Genomic DNA, 17,261 nt, shown 5'->3' on the forward strand with positions numbered 1-17,261 from the left:
TGCTGACCATGTGCGTGGGTACAGGCATGGGGGCTGCGGGGATTTTCCAGCGGGTATAGAAGGCTGCCAGTTCGGGCAAGGCTTAAAGTCTCTGGCACAGATCGATGAATGCTTTTCGCAGCCAGCGGTGGGCGATATCGTCGTCGGCAGATTGATGCCAAATCAAGTAAATGGGGAAGTTTGGCGTTGTTATGGGGGGCTGATAAGGCTGCAGGCCAAAGTGATCGGCATATAGCGTCGCCATTCGCTTGGGAAGAGTACAAAGCAAGTTGGTGGCCCGCACGATGGCAGGCATGGACTGGAAGTAAGGTACTTGCACTGCGATATCGCGCTTCAGTCCACGTTTTGCCAAGGCCAGATCTATCATGGGCGTGCTTTTTGTGCGTGGCGCCAGCGCTACATGCCTAAGTTTCAGGAACGTATCCAGCGTCAGCCGCTCGGAGACATCGGGATGATCTTGCCGCGCGAGACTAAGCAGTGAGTCAGTCATGACGCAGTGGCTGCGGAAGTCGTTCATGCCGACCACGAAATAACCCAGAGCTAAGTCCACTTTTCCTTGGCGTAGTTCTTCGCGCAGCTGAATGCCCAATTCTGGACGAATAACGATCCGTATGCCGGGTGCTACCTGATTCAGCCAGTTTAGAAAGCGCGGCACGATCACGTTCTCGCCGTAGTCTTCGACGGCAAATTCGAACGTGCGGGTCGAGTTGCTGAAGTCGAATTCGCTGCGTTCGCTCAGTCCTTCTTTGAGCATATCCAACGCTCGCTGTATTGGCTCCGCAATGGTTTTGGCGCGCGGCGTGGGCGCCATGCCGTCGGCGCCGCGCTCGAACAAGGGATCGTTGAAGCGTGCTCTGAGCCTGGCCAAAGCGTTGCTTACGGCTGGTTGCGTCAGATTCAGGCGCAGGGCTGCCCTGGAAATGTTGCGTTCGATATAGATAGCGTCGAATACCCGCAGGAGATTCAAATCGAATGATTGCAGATTCAAGCGCTGCTCCTTCGCCGAAGCGGTCGGCAGGGATGGAGTATTCATGGAATCAATAGTCTTCATCATAAAAATAAACTTCAAAAATAGATAGCCCATCTCTAAGATGAACACAACATTTGAAAATGGGCTTCTACCATGTCGGACTCGATGGATCTACTGCTCTGCGAAGTAATGGCTAGTGGCGTCGCAGTACTGCGCTTGAACCGTCCGCATGCTCGGAATGCGCTGAGCCTTCCCTTGCGCAAAGCGATGTCGGCAGCATTTCAGGCGCTGCAGGACGATTCGGCGGTGCGTTGCGTCGTCATTGCTGGCAATGGTCCTTGCTTTGCCGCAGGGGCCGATCTGCGTGAAATGGCCGACCTTGGGCCCAGCGCGGTATGGGCCATGGATGTCTTGCGATATTGGCGAGTGATCAGTGAGTTTCCCAAGCCCCTGATTGCCGCGGTACACGGCGTTGCTTTGGGCGGCGGGTGCGAGCTTGCCATGCATGCTGACATTATCGTGGCCGATGAGAACGCGAAATTCGGGCAGCCCGAGGTGGCGGTGGGCATCATGCCGGGCGGCGGCGCCACACAGCGATTGATGCGTGCGGTAGGCAAGTATCGTGCTATGCCTATGCTGCTTACCGGTGAATCCGTGACTGCGGCGCAAGCACACGCCATGGGATTGGTCAGCGAGGTGGTGGCCGATGGGCAGGCTGTGGCTCGATCGATCGAAATAGCTGAGCTCATTGCCAGACGCCCTCCGATCGCCGTGCGGCTCACTAAGGAAGTCGCATTGGCTGGCGCCGATGCGCCTTTGTCTACAGGCTTGATGCTCGAACGCCGCGCTTTTGAAACTTTGTTCGATACGGGCGACCAGAAAGAGGGCATGCATGCCTTTCTTGAGCGCCGTAACGCGACATTTCACGGAAGATGACCATGCAGTCAGAAATTGTGCGTATAGGCGTTGTCGGTTCCGGCGCTATGGGTCGAGGAATAGCGCAGGTATGCGCTCTGTCGGGAATGACGGTCGTATTGATGGATGCAGACGCCGCGGTGGCGCGAGCGGCACATGCGGCAATCGAGGCAGCGATTACTGCTGATCTGGCCAAAGGGCGAGTAAGCCAGGAGGCGGCCGATAGCGCCATGGCGGCGCTGAGCGTCACGGATACGCTGGATGGTCTAAAGAATACTCAATTGATTATCGAGGCCATAACTGAAGATCTGGATGCAAAGCGCAAGTTGTTTGCCGACCTGGAAAATGTCGTCGACGAAAAGTGCATCCTGGCGTCCAATACTTCGTCATTGTCGATTACTACACTGGGCGCCGCCTGCAAACGTCCTCAGCGTGTTGCTGGCATGCATTTCTTCAATCCTGTTTCACGTATGCGCCTGGTAGAGGTGATCGAGGCGCTCAGAACTGATGTGGTTGTCGTTGAACAGCTGGAGCGGGTGGGCCGGAAAATTGGCAAGGAAGTCGTACGGGTCCGCGACACGCCTGGCTTCCTCGTTAACCAGGTTGGACGCGGCTATACGCTTGAGGCAGTGAGTATTGTCAGCGAAGGCGTCGCTACGTTTGAGCAGGTCGATCAGATAATGCGCGAGGCGGCGGGCTTTCGCATGGGGCCGTTCGAGCTTCTCGACCTGGTTGGCCTGGATGTCAATCACCATGCGACGGAAATGATTTATTCCCAGTTCTATCAAGAACCACGCTATCGGCCATCTCCGCTGATGGATATGAGAGTTGCCGCGGGTGTGCTGGGCCGTAAAAGCGGCGAAGGCTATTACCGTTATCCGGCTGATTCTGCCGCGGTACCTAAGCATCCATTGGCTGAAACGCTTGCCTCCAGCTCACCGCCGCAATGCAGCGTCTGGGTCAGTTCGGCCGTGCCTGAGGCCGGCGCCGTTGTGCGCGATCTGGTAACGAGCCTGGGCGCCAATCTGGAAACCGGCGCACGCCCAAGCGGGCAAGCTTTATGCATTGTCACTCCCATAGGCCGCGATGCGTCGCATGCGGCTGCCGTTGAAGAGCTGGACCCCGTCCGTACTGTCGCTATCGATGTGTTGTTTGGGTTGAGGACTCACAGAACAGTGATGGCGACCTGCGCCACAGGGCAGCAATGGCGAGATGCTGCGAGTGCGCTGTTCGGCGCCGACGGCGTGCCGGTGACTATGATCCGCGACAGCCCGGGATTCGTTGCGCAACGCATTGTCGCCATGATTATCAATATAGGGGGCGCACTGGCGCAATTGCGTAGCGCCTCCCCGGCGGATATTGATCGAGCGGTAACGCTCGGATTGGCCTATCCGCATGGCCCTTTGGCATTTGCCAATGTGCTGGGGGCCGGGTATGTGCATCGCCTGCTTGGCGGGCTGTATGAAAGCTTTGGTGATCCGCGTTACCGCCCAGTGCTGTGGCTCAAGCGCCGGGCGGCATTGAATCTGAATTTTTGCGATGGCGATTGAATGCATCGCATGACAGGAGAGTATTGATGCTCGATGCGTATATCTATGCTGGAATCCGATCGCCGTTTGGCAAGCAAGCCGGCGCACTGGCGTCTGTGAGGCCCGATGACTTGCTGGCCCAGGTCATTGCAAAGCTCGTCGCGAAAACCGGCATCGACCCGGCATTGCTGGATGACATCATTGTGGGCTGTGCCAATCAGGCGGGCGAGGATAGCCGCTGCGTGGCGCGCCATGCCGGCCTGTTGGCTGGCTTGCCGATAGAGTTGGGCGGTACGGTAATGCAGCGCAATTGCGGCAGTGGGCTGAGCGCTCTGGTGGCGGCTTCTCATGCGCTTACCGCTGGTGAAGGTCAATTGATGTTGGTAGGAGGGGTGGAAAGTATGAGCCGGGCGCCATTTGTCGTGGCAAAAGCCGAAGCCGCATACAACCCCAATATGACGGTATTCAACTCGGCGGTTGGCGTGCGTTTTCCCAATCCTCGAATAGAAGCGCAATTCGGCAATGACACCATGCCGCAAACGGCAGACAATCTTGCCCAGGAATACGGGATATCGCGGGAAGACGCGGACCGCTTTGCCTGCGCGTCGCAAGACAAGTACCGGGCGGCTTGCGACGCTGGCTGGTTCGATGAGGAAATTGTAGCGATCGACATTCCTGCCAAGGGCAGGGTTCCGGCAAGCAGCATAGCCGTAGACGAGCACCCTCGCGCGGCGACGATGGAATCGCTGGGTAAGCTGAAGGCATTGCACGCGGGTGGCGTAACGACGGCAGGCAACGCTTCAGGTATCAACGATGGCGCTGGCGCCTTGCTCATGGGCAGCGCCGGTATCGGCCAGCGCTTGGGGCTCAAGCCGCTGGCCCGGGTCCTGGCCAGCGGAGTTTGCGGCGTGCCTCCGCGCACGATGGGCATAGGGCCGGTGCCGGCATCGGAAAAAGCACTGCAGCGCTGCGGGCTGGATATCGGCCGGATTGGTGTCATCGAGATCAACGAAGCGTTTGCGTCGCAAGCGCTGGCATGCGTCAAGGGCCTGGGATTGGAGTTGACTGATGAACGCGTCAATCCCAATGGTGGAGCCATTGCGCTGGGACATCCATTGGGGGCCTCGGGCATCCGGCTGGCGCTGACCGCCGTCCGGCAATTGCACCGGACCAATCAGCAATACGCGCTGGCGACCATGTGCATTGGGGTGGGACAGGGCATCAGTGTTGTGCTCGAACGCTGTTAAGCGCTAAGGAGATCAACTCATGTCACAACAGCAAGATCAAGGGCCCAGCGAGCAGGAGCGCTGTATTGCCGGCATGCGTAGCGGCAAGTTCGACTGGAAGGATCCTTTTCTGATCGATGCTTACCTGACCGACGACGAACGCATGATGCGTGACAGCGTGGCTGATTATGCGCGCGACAAGCTTATGCCCAGGATAGTGCAGTCGCACCGCCATGAAACCTTCGATATAGAAATCATGAAGGAAATGGCCGGTCTTGGGCTGCTGGGATCCACGTTGAAAGGTTATGGCTGTGCGGGAATCGGCTACGTGGCCTATGGCCTGATTGCACGCGAGCTTGAGCGCGTGGACTCAAGCTACCGTTCCGCCATGGGCGTGCAAAGCACTTTGACCATGGTGCCCATCTACCTGTTCGGTAGCGAAGAACATCGTCAGCAGTGGCTGCCCAAGCTGGCCCGGGCTGATGTGCTTGGATGCTTTGGCCTGACCGAGCCCCACTCCGGATCCGATCCGTCCGCCATGCATACCCGCGCCAGGAAAGTGCCGGGTGGCTTCCGGTTGACCGGTTCCAAGACCTGGATCAGCCACGCGCATTTGGCTGATGTGATGATCATCTGGGCCAAGGACGATAGCGATACCGTACGCGGGTTCATACTGGAGCGAGGCATGAAGGGGCTGGAAACGGCCAAGATCGAAGGAAAATTCGCTGTGCGCGCATCACCGACAGGGCAGATTTTCATGGATGACGTCTTTGTCCCTTCTGAAAATATGCTGCCTGAAGCCAAGGGCTTGTCGGCACCTTTCGCTTGCCTGGCCAATGCCCGATTTGGTATCTGTTGGGGGGCGGTAGGTGCTGCTGAATTCTGCTGGCATACTGCGAGGCAATACACAATGGACAGGCAGCAGTTTGGCCGACCGCTTGCCGCCAGTCAGCTGATTCAAAAAAAGCTGGCCGACATGCAAACTGAAATCACGCTCAGCTTGCTAGCCTGCCTACATGTAAGCAGGCTGCGCGATGAGCAAAAGGCCACGCCCGAAATGATTTCGCTGCTTAAGCGAAATTGTGCCGGCAAGGCCCTGGATATAGCGCGTAGCGCGCGCGACATGCTTGGTGGTAACGGCATTAGTGATGAATATCATGTAATACGTCACTTGATGAATCTTGAGGCAGTCAACACGCTGGAGGGCACGCACGATATCCATGCGCTGGTGTTGGGTCGGGCGCAAACCGGGATTCAGGCGTTCTCTTGAGGAAAGGCAACCATGAAAAGCGCCACTATGACTATGAATACGCCCGATCTGCCCCCTTCGCGCCAGGAAATCCTTGCGCGCATGATTCGTCCTCGCTCGGTTGCCGTTATCGGAGCGTCGGCGCAGTTCTCCAAAGTCAATGGCCGGCCGCTCAAGCATTTGCTTGAGAAAGGCTATCAAGGCAAGATCTACCCGATTAACCCCAAATACCAGGAAATTGGCGGTTGCCGATGCTATCCCGATATGGCCAGCTTGCCAGAGGCGCCGGACTTGACCATTATCGCGGTGCCCGCCAAGGATGTCGCAGCCAGCTTGCGTGCTGTGGGCGAGGCCGGCGGACGGGCCGCCGTGGTATTCAGCTCCGGGTTTGGCGAGATGGGTGAACTAGGTCTTGCCCAAGAGCACCGCTTGCGCGATATCGCGTGTGAATACGGTATGGTTTTGTGTGGTCCTAATTGCCTGGGTTTCATAAACGCCTACGAGCATGTGTATGCGACCTTCAGCCAGTATGCAGACGGACCGACAAACTCGGGTCCTATTGGTTTCGTCACACAATCGGGGGCGTTTGGCACGGCGATCGCCGCCTTGGTCCGGGATCGGGGCCTGGGCCTGGGATATTTCATCAATACCGGCAACGAAGCCGATGCCACTTTCAGCGAACTGATGGGCGTGGTCATTGAAGACCCGCGTGTACGCGTTGCTGCAGGCTATCTTGAAGGAATACGCGACGGCCAGGCCCTGATCGACCTGGCTCGCCGATGTCACGAACTGGGCAAGCCCCTGGTGCTGACCAAGGTCGGTCGGACCGTTAGCGGCGCCAGGGCAGCCGCGTCGCACACGGGTTCGCTCGCGGTCGAAGATGCCCTTTTCGATGCCGTCGCGCGCCAATACGGCGTGCTTCGAGCCCGCAATGAGGAGCAGATGCTGGATATGCTGCAGGCCTTGTCGGGCTGTGCGCTTCCCCTGGGCAACGGGCTGGGCATTGTTACCCAGTCGGGCGGGGCCGGAGTCATGATGACGGATCGTGCCGAGGAGGTCGGCCTGGCTGTGCCTGTGCTCGAGCCGGAAACCAGCAGGGCGTTGGCAGAGACCATGCCTACCTTTGGCGCCAGCGGCAACCCCGTCGATATTACAGGCCAGTTTGTTGCTGAACCCGCGCTGCTGCGGGAGTCGGTGCTGATATTGCTGCGCGATCCGCAAGTCCATATCGGTATCGTATGGCTCCAATTAATGAACGCGCATGTCGATATGCTGATTGAAATATTCACACAGATACGCGCGCGGGCAAGCAAGCCTTTCATCGTCTGCTGGGTTGCCGCTCCCGATGGCGTGGCGCAGCGGCTGCGCAATGAAGGCATAGTCATGTTCGGAGCAGGCGAGCGCGCAGTCGAGGCTGCGGCATGCCTGGCACGCTACGCAGCCATGCAAAAGGGCTATAGGGCAGACGCCATCCAGGACGAACCCGCACACAGAATCGACCTGCCTTTCGGCGATGGCGCAGTACCTACCGTTCAGGCTGTTGCATTGCTGGAAAAAGCGGGCGTGCCCATGGCTCCCGTTACGTTGGCAGCCACGGCCGATGAAGCGGTACAGGCCTGGCGTCGATTTGGATGCGCGGTCGCCTTGAAGATTGAGTCGCCGGATATCTTGCATAAAACAGACGTGGGTGGCGTCGTGCTGAATCTGGATGATGAACCATCCGTGCGGGCCGAATTCTTGTCCCTGATGGAGCGTTGCAGTAGCAGCCGCCCCCAAGCCCGCCTGTCTGGCGTCATCGTGCAGCCTATGAGTTCCGGCCATATTGAACTGGTGGTCGGCGTTAAGCGCGATGCCGTTTTCGGCACCATGGTCATGGTTGGCTATGGCGGAATATTGTTGGAAGTGCTGCGCGATGTTTCCTTCCGCCAAGCCCCATTTTCGGAACGCGAGGCCCGCGCCATGCTGGATGAACTTCGCATGCGCCCTGTTTTTGATGGCGTGCGCGGCCGGCCAGCTGTCGACATGTTCCGCCTGAGCGCCCTGCTGGCCAGCCTATCGCGCTGGGCCGCGGCTGCCGAGCAGCTCTCAGAGCTGGATTTGAACCCTCTTTTGATAGGCTCCGACGGTCCGGTCGGAGTGGATAGCGTTGTAATACTCCGGACCAGGAGTTAGCCACTGCGCGCACTCGCCAGGGGTACTAAAAACGAATTCCGCCTGAGCGGAAGAGGAGACAACGATGTTGCATTCAAAACTTAAGGTGGCTGCGAAGCCAATTCTGCTTTCTGCGCTGGCGGTATCGGCATGCTTGGCCGCCACCGTGTCGTGGGCAAAGAGCGATTATCCTTCGCATGCCATTACGCTCATCACTCCCTACAGCACGGGGGGCGATTCCGACCTGGCTGCGCGAAATTTCAGTGCCGTGGCGCAAAAATACCTTGGCCAGCCCGTTGTTGTGGTCAACAAACCGGGCGCCAGCGGTGTAATAGGTTCCGATCAGGGCAGGCTGGCCAACCCCGATGGCTACACATTATTGCTTTCCCGGCCGGGTTCACAAGCCATTCTTCCCGCCATTTCACCCACCAAGACAAAATATAAATGGAGTGACTTCACTCCTATAGGTCTGCTGGAACTCAACCCTTACGGATGCTATGTCAGGGGGGATTCTCCGTACAAGAATTTCAAGGATCTGGAAAAGGCGCTGCATGCCAAGGGCGCCAAGATGAACTACGGAACAGCCGGCGCGCTGACTACTAACGATATGGGGCCGAAACTTTTGTTCGATACGCTCAAGCTGGGCGACAAGGTACCCACTCAAATACCCTACAAGGGGACAGGGGAGGCGACCAGCGCACTGCTGGCGGGCCAGATTGATTTTTCCTGCAGCAGCATCGGTCCGGCTAACGGGCTGATCAAGGCCGGCAACCTGCGCGCGTTGTTTGTCACTACGCCGGAGCGGCTCAAATCCCTGCCTGATGTGCCCACCTCCAAGGAGCTGGGATTGGCAAAAATGGAGCAGATCACCGGATGGAGCGGCATTTCAGGCCCTCCGGGCATGCCGGCCGAAATAGTGGCAAAGCTCTGGAAAGCGATGGAGGAAACGGGTAAGGATGCGGCCTGGATACGCGCTACCGAAAACGCTGGCTCGGTGCCTTTCATAAAAGGCCCCACAGATGCGAAGACGTTCACACAAGGGCAATACGAGGTCTATCATGAGTTGGGCAAGTCGCTCGGTCTGATCGATCAGGTCAAGTAGCCTCGAGTTACTGTCAGTGCCCGTCAGCCTGGTTGAACAAGGCGCACAATGCCAGGGTGACGGGCTTCTTGCCATGTTTATGGCGTTCGAGCATGCCGACGCCGCGCATAATGGGACGGCCGGGCAGGGCTTTGACAGTAAGCTGCTGCTCGGACCATTCCGCATTGGCCAAGTGCGGCACAATGGCCACGCCGTAACGTTGCCGCACCAGTTGTGCAATGGCTTCGATGGAGTTCAGTTCCAGCGCGATGTTCGGCGTCACGCCCAATTGCTCCAGGGCGTAGGTAACGAGTCTGCCCGTCCATAACGTCCTGTCGAACTGCAGAAAGGGCTCGTTTTGAAGCAAGTCCATGACAGGCTTTCGACCCAATTCCTGGGGTGCGATAAGCACTAGAGGCTCTTGATAAAAAGGGGTCCACATCAATCCGTTGGGCACCGCATTGGGCGGTTCGGTGACTACCGCCGCGTCGAGTTCGCCCTTGGCGACCATGTCGGCGAATTCTGCCGACTGTCCAGCAAGCAAACGCAAATCCAGTGCGGGATAGTCGCGTTTTATATGGGCCAGGGCACTGCCGAATGAGCCCATGAGCGCCGAAACCAAGGCTCCCACGTATAGGGTGCCGCGCAATACACCATCGGGCTTGTTGCGTAGATTGTCGTAGTCGCGGACGAGAGTTTCGAGTCTATCAAGAATTTGCCGGCCGTCGGGGGTGACGGTAAGCGTCTGTGGGCCGCGTTCAAACAGCCTTGTATCCAGTTCACTTTCAAGGTTCTTGATTTGCAGGCTTACGGCGGCCTGGGTAAGCCCGATCTGCCGGCCTACTTCGGCAAAGCTGCCGAGCCGCGCAGCGGCTAGCGCAGTGCGGAACTGTCGTATGGAAGACATGGTTGCCTATAAAAAATACTTGTGACTGACAAAATAATTAATAGTTTTACTTTTGTCAATAAGCAGGGGATCATAAGTCATTATTTGCTTCTGCTTCAGGACACCTTGCCATGGCCGATTCTTCTACTTCCTTGCAGGTCGACGTCTGGCGTGGGGGCGAGCACGGGGGGTACCAAACCTTCCAGGTGCCGCGCCGCGCCAGCCAGACGGTGCTGGATGTGGTTACCCACATCCAGCACCACCAGGATGCGACGCTTTCCTACCGCTTTGCCTGTCGTGTCGGGATGTGCGGCTCTTGCGCCATGCAGGTTAACGGCATAGCCCGCTGGACCTGCCGCACCCATGTATCCAAAGTTTGTACCAACGGCAGGCTGCAATTGGCGCCGTTGTCGAACTTGCCGGTCATCAAGGACCTGGTGGTCAATATGGATTCTTTTTTTGACAAGATGCAGGCCGCGCGCGGCCGCTTCAAGGGCGGGCATACGCGCCATGAGCCGGTTGCGTTGGTGAAGCCCGACTCCCCGGCTCGACAGAAGGTAGAAGCGGGCATTGAGTGCATAGGCTGCGGCGTGTGCTATTCGTCTTGCGATGTGGTCAGCTGGCGGCCTGAATTCCTGGGACCGGCTGCGCTCAACCGCGCCTGGACGCTTATCAACGATGAACGTGATATCGACGGGCGTTCCCGCCTCGCGGCCGTAGCGGGCGATGCAGGCTGCCATTCCTGTCATACCCAGGGTTCTTGCACGGTTCGCTGTCCAAAGCATCTTTCCCCCACGGCGAGTATTGCAGGCTTGAAAAATATGACTGCAAGGGCTGCCAGGCGCGGTGAGCTGGACATGGAAACCGCGTCAGGGGATTTGTAATGGCAAGCCTTACTGTGAAAGCCGCTCGCCGTTGGTATTGGCAACGCGTCAGCGCCATGGTCATGGCGCTTTTCGTGCTGATCCATCTGTTTGTCATTGTGTATGCCATCAACGGCGGGTTGAGCGCCGCGGAAGTCCTGGCCCGTACGCGCGGCAATATCGTCTGGGCGGTGTATTACGCTGTGTTTGTAGGCCTGGTTGCGGTGCATGCATCCATAGGCATACGCAATGTTCTTGTGGAATGGGCCAGGCTCAAAGAGGGGGCGGCATCTTTGTGGGCCAATCTGCTTGCGCTATTGCTGCTGGTAATGGGCCTCAGGGCAGTCTGGGCCGTGACCCTCGGAGGCATATCGTGAAAAAGAATGATCGTCGCGCCCGCACACATGCCAGCTGGATCGCCTTTTGCCTTCACCGCATATCCGGCGTATTGCTGACGGTATTCCTGCCCTTCCATTTCTGGACGCTGGGCCTGGCGCTTGAGAATGAAGCGGCTTTGGACGCAGCCCTGAAGTGGTACGAAGCCCCGATATTCAAGTTTGGAGAATGGCTGCTTGTGTTCTTTTTGGCCTTGCATGCCCTGGGTGGCATCCGCATCCTGCTGATCGAATTCCGCCCATGGAAGGGCTTGCGCCTGGGCTGGATTTCCGCCAGTTTCGGCACGGCCGCCATTGTGTCCTTTGTTTTCCTGATCACTATACTGAGTTGAGCCATGAAAGAAATTGATTATGACCAGGTTGAAGAAGCTGCCCGCGAACTTTATATAAGGGCGCTGAAGCTGTTGCCTGACGATATCAAGGATGGATTCGGCAAGCTGCAGGGCCTTGAGACCTCTGAACGCGCGCGCACTATCCTGAACACGATGGTTACCAATATCCGGGTTGCGGAAGACAATAACAACCTGCTGTGCCAGGACACCGGTATTCCCATTTACAACGTATTCGTGGGCCGCGCGGTAGCTATCGATGGCTGGCGACTGCAGCAGGCCATACGCAAAGGTTGCGAGCGCGCCACGCGCGAGCATCCCCTGCGCTCCAGCGTCGTTCACCCCATCAGTAGGAAAAACAATCATACTTCTTGCGGACCTGGTGTACCGGTGATCCATATGGAGTTCGTCGAAGCGCCAGACACGCTCGAAATCCAAATGATACCCAAGGGTAGCGGGTCGGAAAATAATTCATTCCTGCGCATGGCCATACCCGCGGAAGGGCTGGCGGCAGTCAAGCGTTTTGTCATCGACTGCGTTATCGACGCCGGCGGCAAAACCTGTCCGCCGACTATCGTGGGCGTAGGGGTAGGCGGAACGTCCGACCTGTGCGTACACCTGGCCAAGCAAGCGGCAACGCGCCCGCTGGGCTCGGTATGCGAGGATGCCCTGGGGGCGGAGCTGGAGCGCGAATTGTCTGAGGCTGTGAATCGGCTGGGGGTCGGCCCACAAGGGCTGGGCGGCGATGCGACGGCATTCGCGGTGCACGTCGAATTGGCGGCAACGCATATCACCATGAACCCGGTCGCGGTGAACATGCAATGCCACTCGGCGCGGCGCGCCCGGGCAAGCCTGGGTGCCGGCGGCATCGAATACAGCTTCTGATTACAGGGAGATACGACTGTGGCTCATTATGACCTTACGATGCCGGTTACCGAGGAGCAGGTACGCGTTTTGCGTGTCGGCGATACGGTGACGCTGCAAAAAACCTTATACGGCATACGAGATGCCAGCTATATAGCCTTGTTCGATCAGAAGCGCACCACGCGTTTCGATCTGAACGGGCAGGCCGTCATCCACACGGCGCCCAATGTCCGCAAAGTACCGGTTTCCGATGAGTTTCCGGCGGGCTATCAGTCTGTTTGCATCGGGACGACGACCTCGTCGCGCATGGAGCGTTTCACCCGACAATTGATGGAACAGTGCGGGGTTCGTTTCATCATTGGAAAAGGCGGCATGCATGAAGGCTCACGCCAGGCCTTTCAAGAACTGGGAGGCGCTTATCTGGGCATAGTTGGCGGTACCGCCGCATTGGAAACGACCTGGATTGAACAGATCGAAGATGTTGACCTGGATGACCTGAATCCGGAGTCTCTGTGGAAGTTTCGTATTCGGGATTTTGGTCCGCTGCTGGTAGCCATGGACAGCCATGGCGGCTCGCTGTATGACGATGTCAACGCCGCCGTCAAAGGCCGTCGGGACGAAATACTGGCTTCGCTGGGGGTGGCATGACGCAGCACGCAGAGGTCGTAAGTACCGATATCTTGATCCTTGGCTCCGGTGGGGCCGGATTGTTTGCCGCGTTGCATGCGCACCAGGCAGATCCATCGTTGGATATCACGGTTGCGGTCAAGGGGCTGCTGGGTAAATGCGGCTGCACGCGTATGGTTCAGGGCGGCTACAACGTTGCTCTGGCAGAGGGCGACTCCCCCGAGCGGCATTTCATGGACACGATTACCGGCGGCAAATGGCTGCCCGACCAGGAATTGGCCTGGACGCTGGTGAATACTGCGGTTGAGCGCATCCACGAGCTCGAAAACGAGTTGGGCTGTTTTTTTGACCGCAATGCTGATGGCACCTTGCACCAAAAGGCATTTGCCGGACAGACCTTCGACCGTACTGTGCATAAGGGCGACCTGACAGGCATCGAAATCATCAATCGCCTGGCGGAACAGGTGTGGGCCCGAAAGATCAAGCGTCTGGAGGAGCATCGCGCCATTGAGCTCATACCGTCTTCCGATGGCGCATCCATTGCCGGGGTGCTGATGATAGATCTGCGTACAGGGCAGTACCGCCTGGTGCGCGCCAAGGCCATTCTGCTGGCGACCGGCGGGGGTCCGACCATGTACAAGTTCCATACGCCGTCCGGAGATAAAAGTTGCGACGGCCTGGCTATGGCCTTGCGCGCAGGCCTTGGCCTGCGTGATATGGAAATGGTCCAATTCCATCCAACCGGGCTCCTGGCGGGCTCTGATACCCGCATGACTGGAACGGTCTTGGAAGAAGGCCTGCGCGGTGCGGGCGGCTATTTATTGAACGGGAATCATGAACGCTTCATGCACAATGTCGATCCGCGAGGAGAGCGGGCCACTCGCGATGTGGTGTCGCGCGGCATTTATGCTGAAATGCGCGCCGGGCGCACCACACCCAATGGCGGTGTATATATTCAGATGGATCATTTGGGTCCTGCCAACGTCCGCAAGCAGTTCAAGGGGATGGTTGAGCGCTGCGCAGATTGCGGCTTCGACCTGGCAGGCGGCCTGGTCGAAGTCGTGCCGACCGCTCATTACATGATGGGTGGAGTGGTATTCAAGCCGGATTGCAGTACTGCACTGCAGGGCCTGTTCGCCGCGGGTGAAGATACAGGCGGTGTACACGGGGCTAACCGCCTTGGCGGCAATGGCGTTGCCAATTCGACCGTGTTTGGCGGCATTGCCGGCGACAGCATGGCCAAGTGGGTGCAGGGCCGTCTCTTGGTCGAATACGACACCGGCAAGGTGGAACAGGCCATACAGGCCGCCGAACGTCCTTTTAAACAACCAGCGGGTGATTTGCATGCATTGCGTGAACGGCTGGCGGAATGCATGTGGGACGATGCTGGCATTGTGCGTGACAAGGCGGGTCTGAATCGTGCGGCCTGCAGCCTGGATATACTGCATGAGGATTTGCTCGGGATGGGTGTGGCCGACGGAGACCGGGCATACAACCTGACTTGGCAGGATTGGCTCAATATGGATAGCCTGATTCATGTCAGCAAGGCGATCGTGCATGCTGCACTGGCGCGGGAAGATTCGCGCGGCGCGCATTTTCGCGAAGACTTTCCCGATGTGCACGACATCGAAAACTCATGGTTTTCGGTCATTCGCCTGCAGGAAGGCATACTGCAATTGGCCCGACAGCCAGTCGTTTTTACCAGAGTGTTTCCCGGCGAATCGATTCTGGAAAATGAAGAACTGGTATCCGACAAAACATAGGCAATACCTCGAGAAAACAAGGGCTGAAACTTATGAAAGGTTCACCGCAGGGCGCCGACATGCTGGTCCGGTCTATTCAACAGGCCGGCATAAGCAAGGTATTTACTCTCTCGGGCAATCACATCATGCCGGTGTACAACGCCCTTCTGGGTCAGGGCATAGAGCTGGTTCATACTCGCCACGAGGGGGCCGCGGTTCATATGGCCGACGCCTGGGCGCGCCTGACCGGCGGAGTGGGGCTGGCCTTGGTCACGGGCGGTCCGGGGCATGCAAATGCTATATCTGCTTTGTATACGGCACTACAGTCTGAGTCGCCAGTGGTGTTGCTGTCCGGCCATGCGCCTCTGGCCCAAAGCGGATGGGGCGCCTTTCAGGAAATGGACCAGGTCGGGATGGCGCTGCCAGTTGTCAAGGCAGCCTGGGTTGCCGGCAGTGCCGACATGCTTGCCGCAGACTTCGCGAAAGCTTGCCGTCTCGCGATGTCGGGGCGTCCGGGACCGGTGCATTTAAGTCTGCCGACCGATGTGCTCGAAGGGTTGGCCAATCAAATTGCGCTTCCCGAACCTTCCAGCTACGAAGCACAGGCGCAGCCTCTTTTGCCCGCTGCCGCGCAAGAGCTAATGGATCGTCTGCAGCGGGCTAGTCGCCCGATGATACTGCTGGGGCCTCAGGGCCTTACCGACTCGGGGCGCAGTGCGGTGGCTCGGCTTGAGGCAGCATCCGGTCTGCCCGTTGTAGCTACGGAAAGCCCGCGAGGCAGCAATGATCCCAGCCTTGGCGCTTTTGCGCCTTTGTTAGGTAGCGTGGATTGCGTCCTGCTGGTTGGCAAACGCCTGGACTTTACGCTGGGTTTCGGACAGGCGCCGGTATTTGCCGACAACTGCGTTTTCCTGCAAGTGGATGCAGACAATGCCGAGTTCGAGCGGTCAAGAAATGCTGTCGGACAGCGCCTGGAGGCGTGCCATGAAGGCGATGCCATGCAGGCTTTGGCCGCCTTGACGCAAGCGGGAAATGGTTCCGGAAGCAACGGGCATGCGGGCTGGCTCGCCCAGGTCAGGGCCGGCCTGACATATCGTCCGCCTGGCTGGACTGGCCCTGGGCGGGCCAAACCTGATGCCGTCCATCCGGCCCAGCTTTGCCAGTCGGTCCAAACGCTGTTGGATAGCCATCCTGATGCGGTATTGGTGGTCGACGGCGGCGAGTTCGGGCAATGGGCACAGGCTTGCCTGACGGCTCCGCATCGAGTGATCAATGGCGCTGCTGGCGCTATCGGTGCCGCCTTGCCTATGGCGGTTGCGGCAAAACTGGCCTATCCAGACGCACCCGTGGTGGCGATGATGGGAGATGGAACGTTTGGATTTCACTGTGCTGAACTTGATACTGCCTTGCGCTACGGCGCTCCGATCATTTGTGTGGTGGGCAACGATGCGCGCTGGAACGCCGAATATCAGATCCAACTGCGTAATTACGGGGCTGACCGCGTAATCGGATGCGAACTGCTGCCGTCCCGGTATGACCATGTGGCAACGGCGTTTGGCGGCTACGGTGAACATGTGGATACGAGCAATGCGTTGCCGCACGCCTTGGCGCGCGCATCAGCGGCAGGGGTGCCCGCTTGCATCAACGTAATGCTCGATGGGCAGCCTGCACCGGTCATCCGGCAAGAATAGCGGTTCGCGATGGATGATTGGATATTTATCGTCCTGGGAGGTGCGCTGGCTGGATTCGTGCAAGGTTTGGCGGGTTTTGGTTTTGGCCTTGTCTCCCTGGCGATCTGGTCTTGGGTCATAGAACCCGAATTGGCTGTTCCCGTCGTGGTGTTCGGTTCGCTGCTGGGACAACTGCTGGCAGTAGGATCATTGCGGCGAGGCTTTAATTGGCGCCGAGTCAGACCCTTCCTGTTAGGCGGGGTGCTGGGCGTGCCGACTGGCCTCTGGCTGCTCAACATCATGAATCCTCTGCTATTCAAGTTTGGGGTGGGTTTGTTGCTTACCGTGTATTGCACAGCCATGCTGTGGATCGCGCATATTCCGCGGATTACAAAAGGCGGCCGCGTTGCAGACGGGTTGATAGGCTGGGTGGGCGGGACGATGAGCGGTTTTGGCGGGCTGCCCGGCGCCATCCCTACATTGTGGTGCACGCTCCGGGGCTGGCCGAAAGATCAGCAGCGTACGGTGTTCCAGGCGTTCAACCTATTCATGCATATGCTGACGCTAGCCGTCTTTGCTCTCAATGGCATGATTACGCCGGAAATTCTTGGCCTTTTTGCCCTTGTCGCCCCAGTCATGCTGATTCCTTCCATTGTCGGGATAGGGCTGTATCGGCGCTTCTCCGATAGCTTATTCAAAGGCTTGGTGTTGAGCTTGCTTGCCGTGTCGGGCGTAATGCTGCTTATTTCGACTACGCCTCAGGT

Annotated in this window: 16 protein-coding genes; 14 read left to right on the plus strand and 2 right to left on the minus strand. The window is 58.1% G+C overall.

Annotation, left to right across the window (positions count from 1 at the left end; genetic code table 11):
- Positions 1–82 precede the first annotated feature (82 nt).
- Complete coding sequence (locus ABWO67_RS13605) at positions 83–1,033, minus strand: LysR family transcriptional regulator (protein ID WP_353152373.1); 951 nt, start codon at positions 1,031–1,033, stop codon at positions 83–85.
- A gap of 126 nt (positions 1,034–1,159) precedes the next feature.
- Here ABWO67_RS13605 and ABWO67_RS13610 point away from each other — a divergent pair, with 126 nt between their 5' ends.
- The 6 genes from ABWO67_RS13610 to ABWO67_RS13635 all read left to right on the plus strand — a co-directional run bounded on the left by ABWO67_RS13610 (position 1,160) and on the right by ABWO67_RS13635 (position 9,142).
- The gene (locus tag ABWO67_RS13610) at positions 1,160–1,906 is read left to right on the plus strand and encodes an enoyl-CoA hydratase-related protein (RefSeq protein WP_502930019.1); all 747 of its coding nucleotides are present in this window, start codon (positions 1,160–1,162) and stop codon (positions 1,904–1,906) included.
- Positions 1,907–1,908: 2 nt separating this feature from the next.
- Positions 1,909–3,435 (plus strand): 3-hydroxyacyl-CoA dehydrogenase, encoded by a 1,527-nt coding sequence (locus tag ABWO67_RS13615; RefSeq protein ID WP_353152375.1) that lies wholly within the window; start codon positions 1,909–1,911, stop codon positions 3,433–3,435.
- Positions 3,436–3,461: 26 nt separating this feature from the next.
- Entirely contained in the window at positions 3,462–4,661 is a 1,200-nt protein-coding gene (locus ABWO67_RS13620; RefSeq protein ID WP_353152377.1) for an acetyl-CoA C-acyltransferase, read from the plus strand.
- Positions 4,662–4,734: 73 nt separating this feature from the next.
- Entirely contained in the window at positions 4,735–5,910 is a 1,176-nt protein-coding gene (locus ABWO67_RS13625) for an acyl-CoA dehydrogenase (RefSeq protein WP_353152403.1), read from the plus strand.
- A gap of 12 nt (positions 5,911–5,922) precedes the next feature.
- Entirely contained in the window at positions 5,923–8,061 is a 2,139-nt protein-coding gene (locus ABWO67_RS13630; RefSeq protein WP_353152379.1) for an acetate--CoA ligase family protein, read from the plus strand.
- 64 nt (positions 8,062–8,125) lie between these two features.
- Entirely contained in the window at positions 8,126–9,142 is a 1,017-nt protein-coding gene (locus tag ABWO67_RS13635) for a Bug family tripartite tricarboxylate transporter substrate binding protein (RefSeq protein ID WP_353152381.1), read from the plus strand.
- A 13-nt stretch (positions 9,143–9,155) separates the two neighbouring features.
- Here the strand turns inward: ABWO67_RS13635 and ABWO67_RS13640 are convergent, their stop codons facing one another.
- Positions 9,156–10,028: a LysR family transcriptional regulator gene (locus ABWO67_RS13640; protein ID WP_353152383.1), complete on the minus strand. Its 873-nt coding sequence runs from the start codon at positions 10,026–10,028 to the stop codon at positions 9,156–9,158.
- Between the two features lie 110 nt (positions 10,029–10,138).
- Between ABWO67_RS13640 and ABWO67_RS13645 the strand changes: the two genes are divergently transcribed.
- The 8 genes from ABWO67_RS13645 to ABWO67_RS13680 all read left to right on the plus strand — a co-directional run.
- Positions 10,139–10,891, plus strand: a complete 753-nt coding sequence (locus ABWO67_RS13645) for a succinate dehydrogenase/fumarate reductase iron-sulfur subunit (protein WP_353152385.1) — start codon at positions 10,139–10,141, stop codon at positions 10,889–10,891.
- Complete coding sequence (locus ABWO67_RS13650; protein ID WP_353152387.1) at positions 10,891–11,247, plus strand: succinate dehydrogenase; 357 nt, start codon at positions 10,891–10,893, stop codon at positions 11,245–11,247. The genes ABWO67_RS13645 and ABWO67_RS13650 overlap by 1 nt, the downstream gene beginning before the upstream one ends.
- Positions 11,244–11,597, plus strand: a complete 354-nt coding sequence (sdhC, locus tag ABWO67_RS13655) for a succinate dehydrogenase, cytochrome b556 subunit (protein WP_353152389.1) — start codon at positions 11,244–11,246, stop codon at positions 11,595–11,597. The genes ABWO67_RS13650 and sdhC overlap by 4 nt, the downstream gene beginning before the upstream one ends.
- Before the next feature lie 3 nt (positions 11,598–11,600).
- Positions 11,601–12,479 carry a fumarate hydratase gene (locus ABWO67_RS13660; protein WP_353152391.1) on the plus strand — a complete coding sequence of 293 codons (879 nt, stop codon included), beginning with the start codon at positions 11,601–11,603 and terminating at the stop codon, positions 12,477–12,479.
- An 18-nt stretch (positions 12,480–12,497) separates the two neighbouring features.
- Positions 12,498–13,106 (plus strand): fumarate hydratase C-terminal domain-containing protein, encoded by a 609-nt coding sequence (locus ABWO67_RS13665; protein ID WP_353152393.1) that lies wholly within the window; start codon positions 12,498–12,500, stop codon positions 13,104–13,106.
- On the plus strand, positions 13,103–14,848 hold the full coding sequence (locus ABWO67_RS13670) for an L-aspartate oxidase (protein WP_353152395.1): 1,746 nt from the start codon (positions 13,103–13,105) through the stop codon (positions 14,846–14,848). Before ABWO67_RS13665 ends, ABWO67_RS13670 begins: the two co-directional genes overlap by 4 nt.
- 32 nt (positions 14,849–14,880) lie before the next feature.
- Positions 14,881–16,518: a thiamine pyrophosphate-binding protein gene (locus tag ABWO67_RS13675; protein WP_353152397.1), complete on the plus strand. Its 1,638-nt coding sequence runs from the start codon at positions 14,881–14,883 to the stop codon at positions 16,516–16,518.
- Positions 16,519–16,527: 9 nt separating this feature from the next.
- The coding region (locus ABWO67_RS13680; protein ID WP_353152399.1) for a sulfite exporter TauE/SafE family protein at positions 16,528–17,261 on the plus strand (734 nt) is incomplete at its 3' end.

It is taken from the genome of Pollutimonas bauzanensis (assembly GCF_040393045.1).
GTDB classification, from domain to species: domain Bacteria; phylum Pseudomonadota; class Gammaproteobacteria; order Burkholderiales; family Burkholderiaceae_B; genus Pollutimonas; species Pollutimonas bauzanensis_A.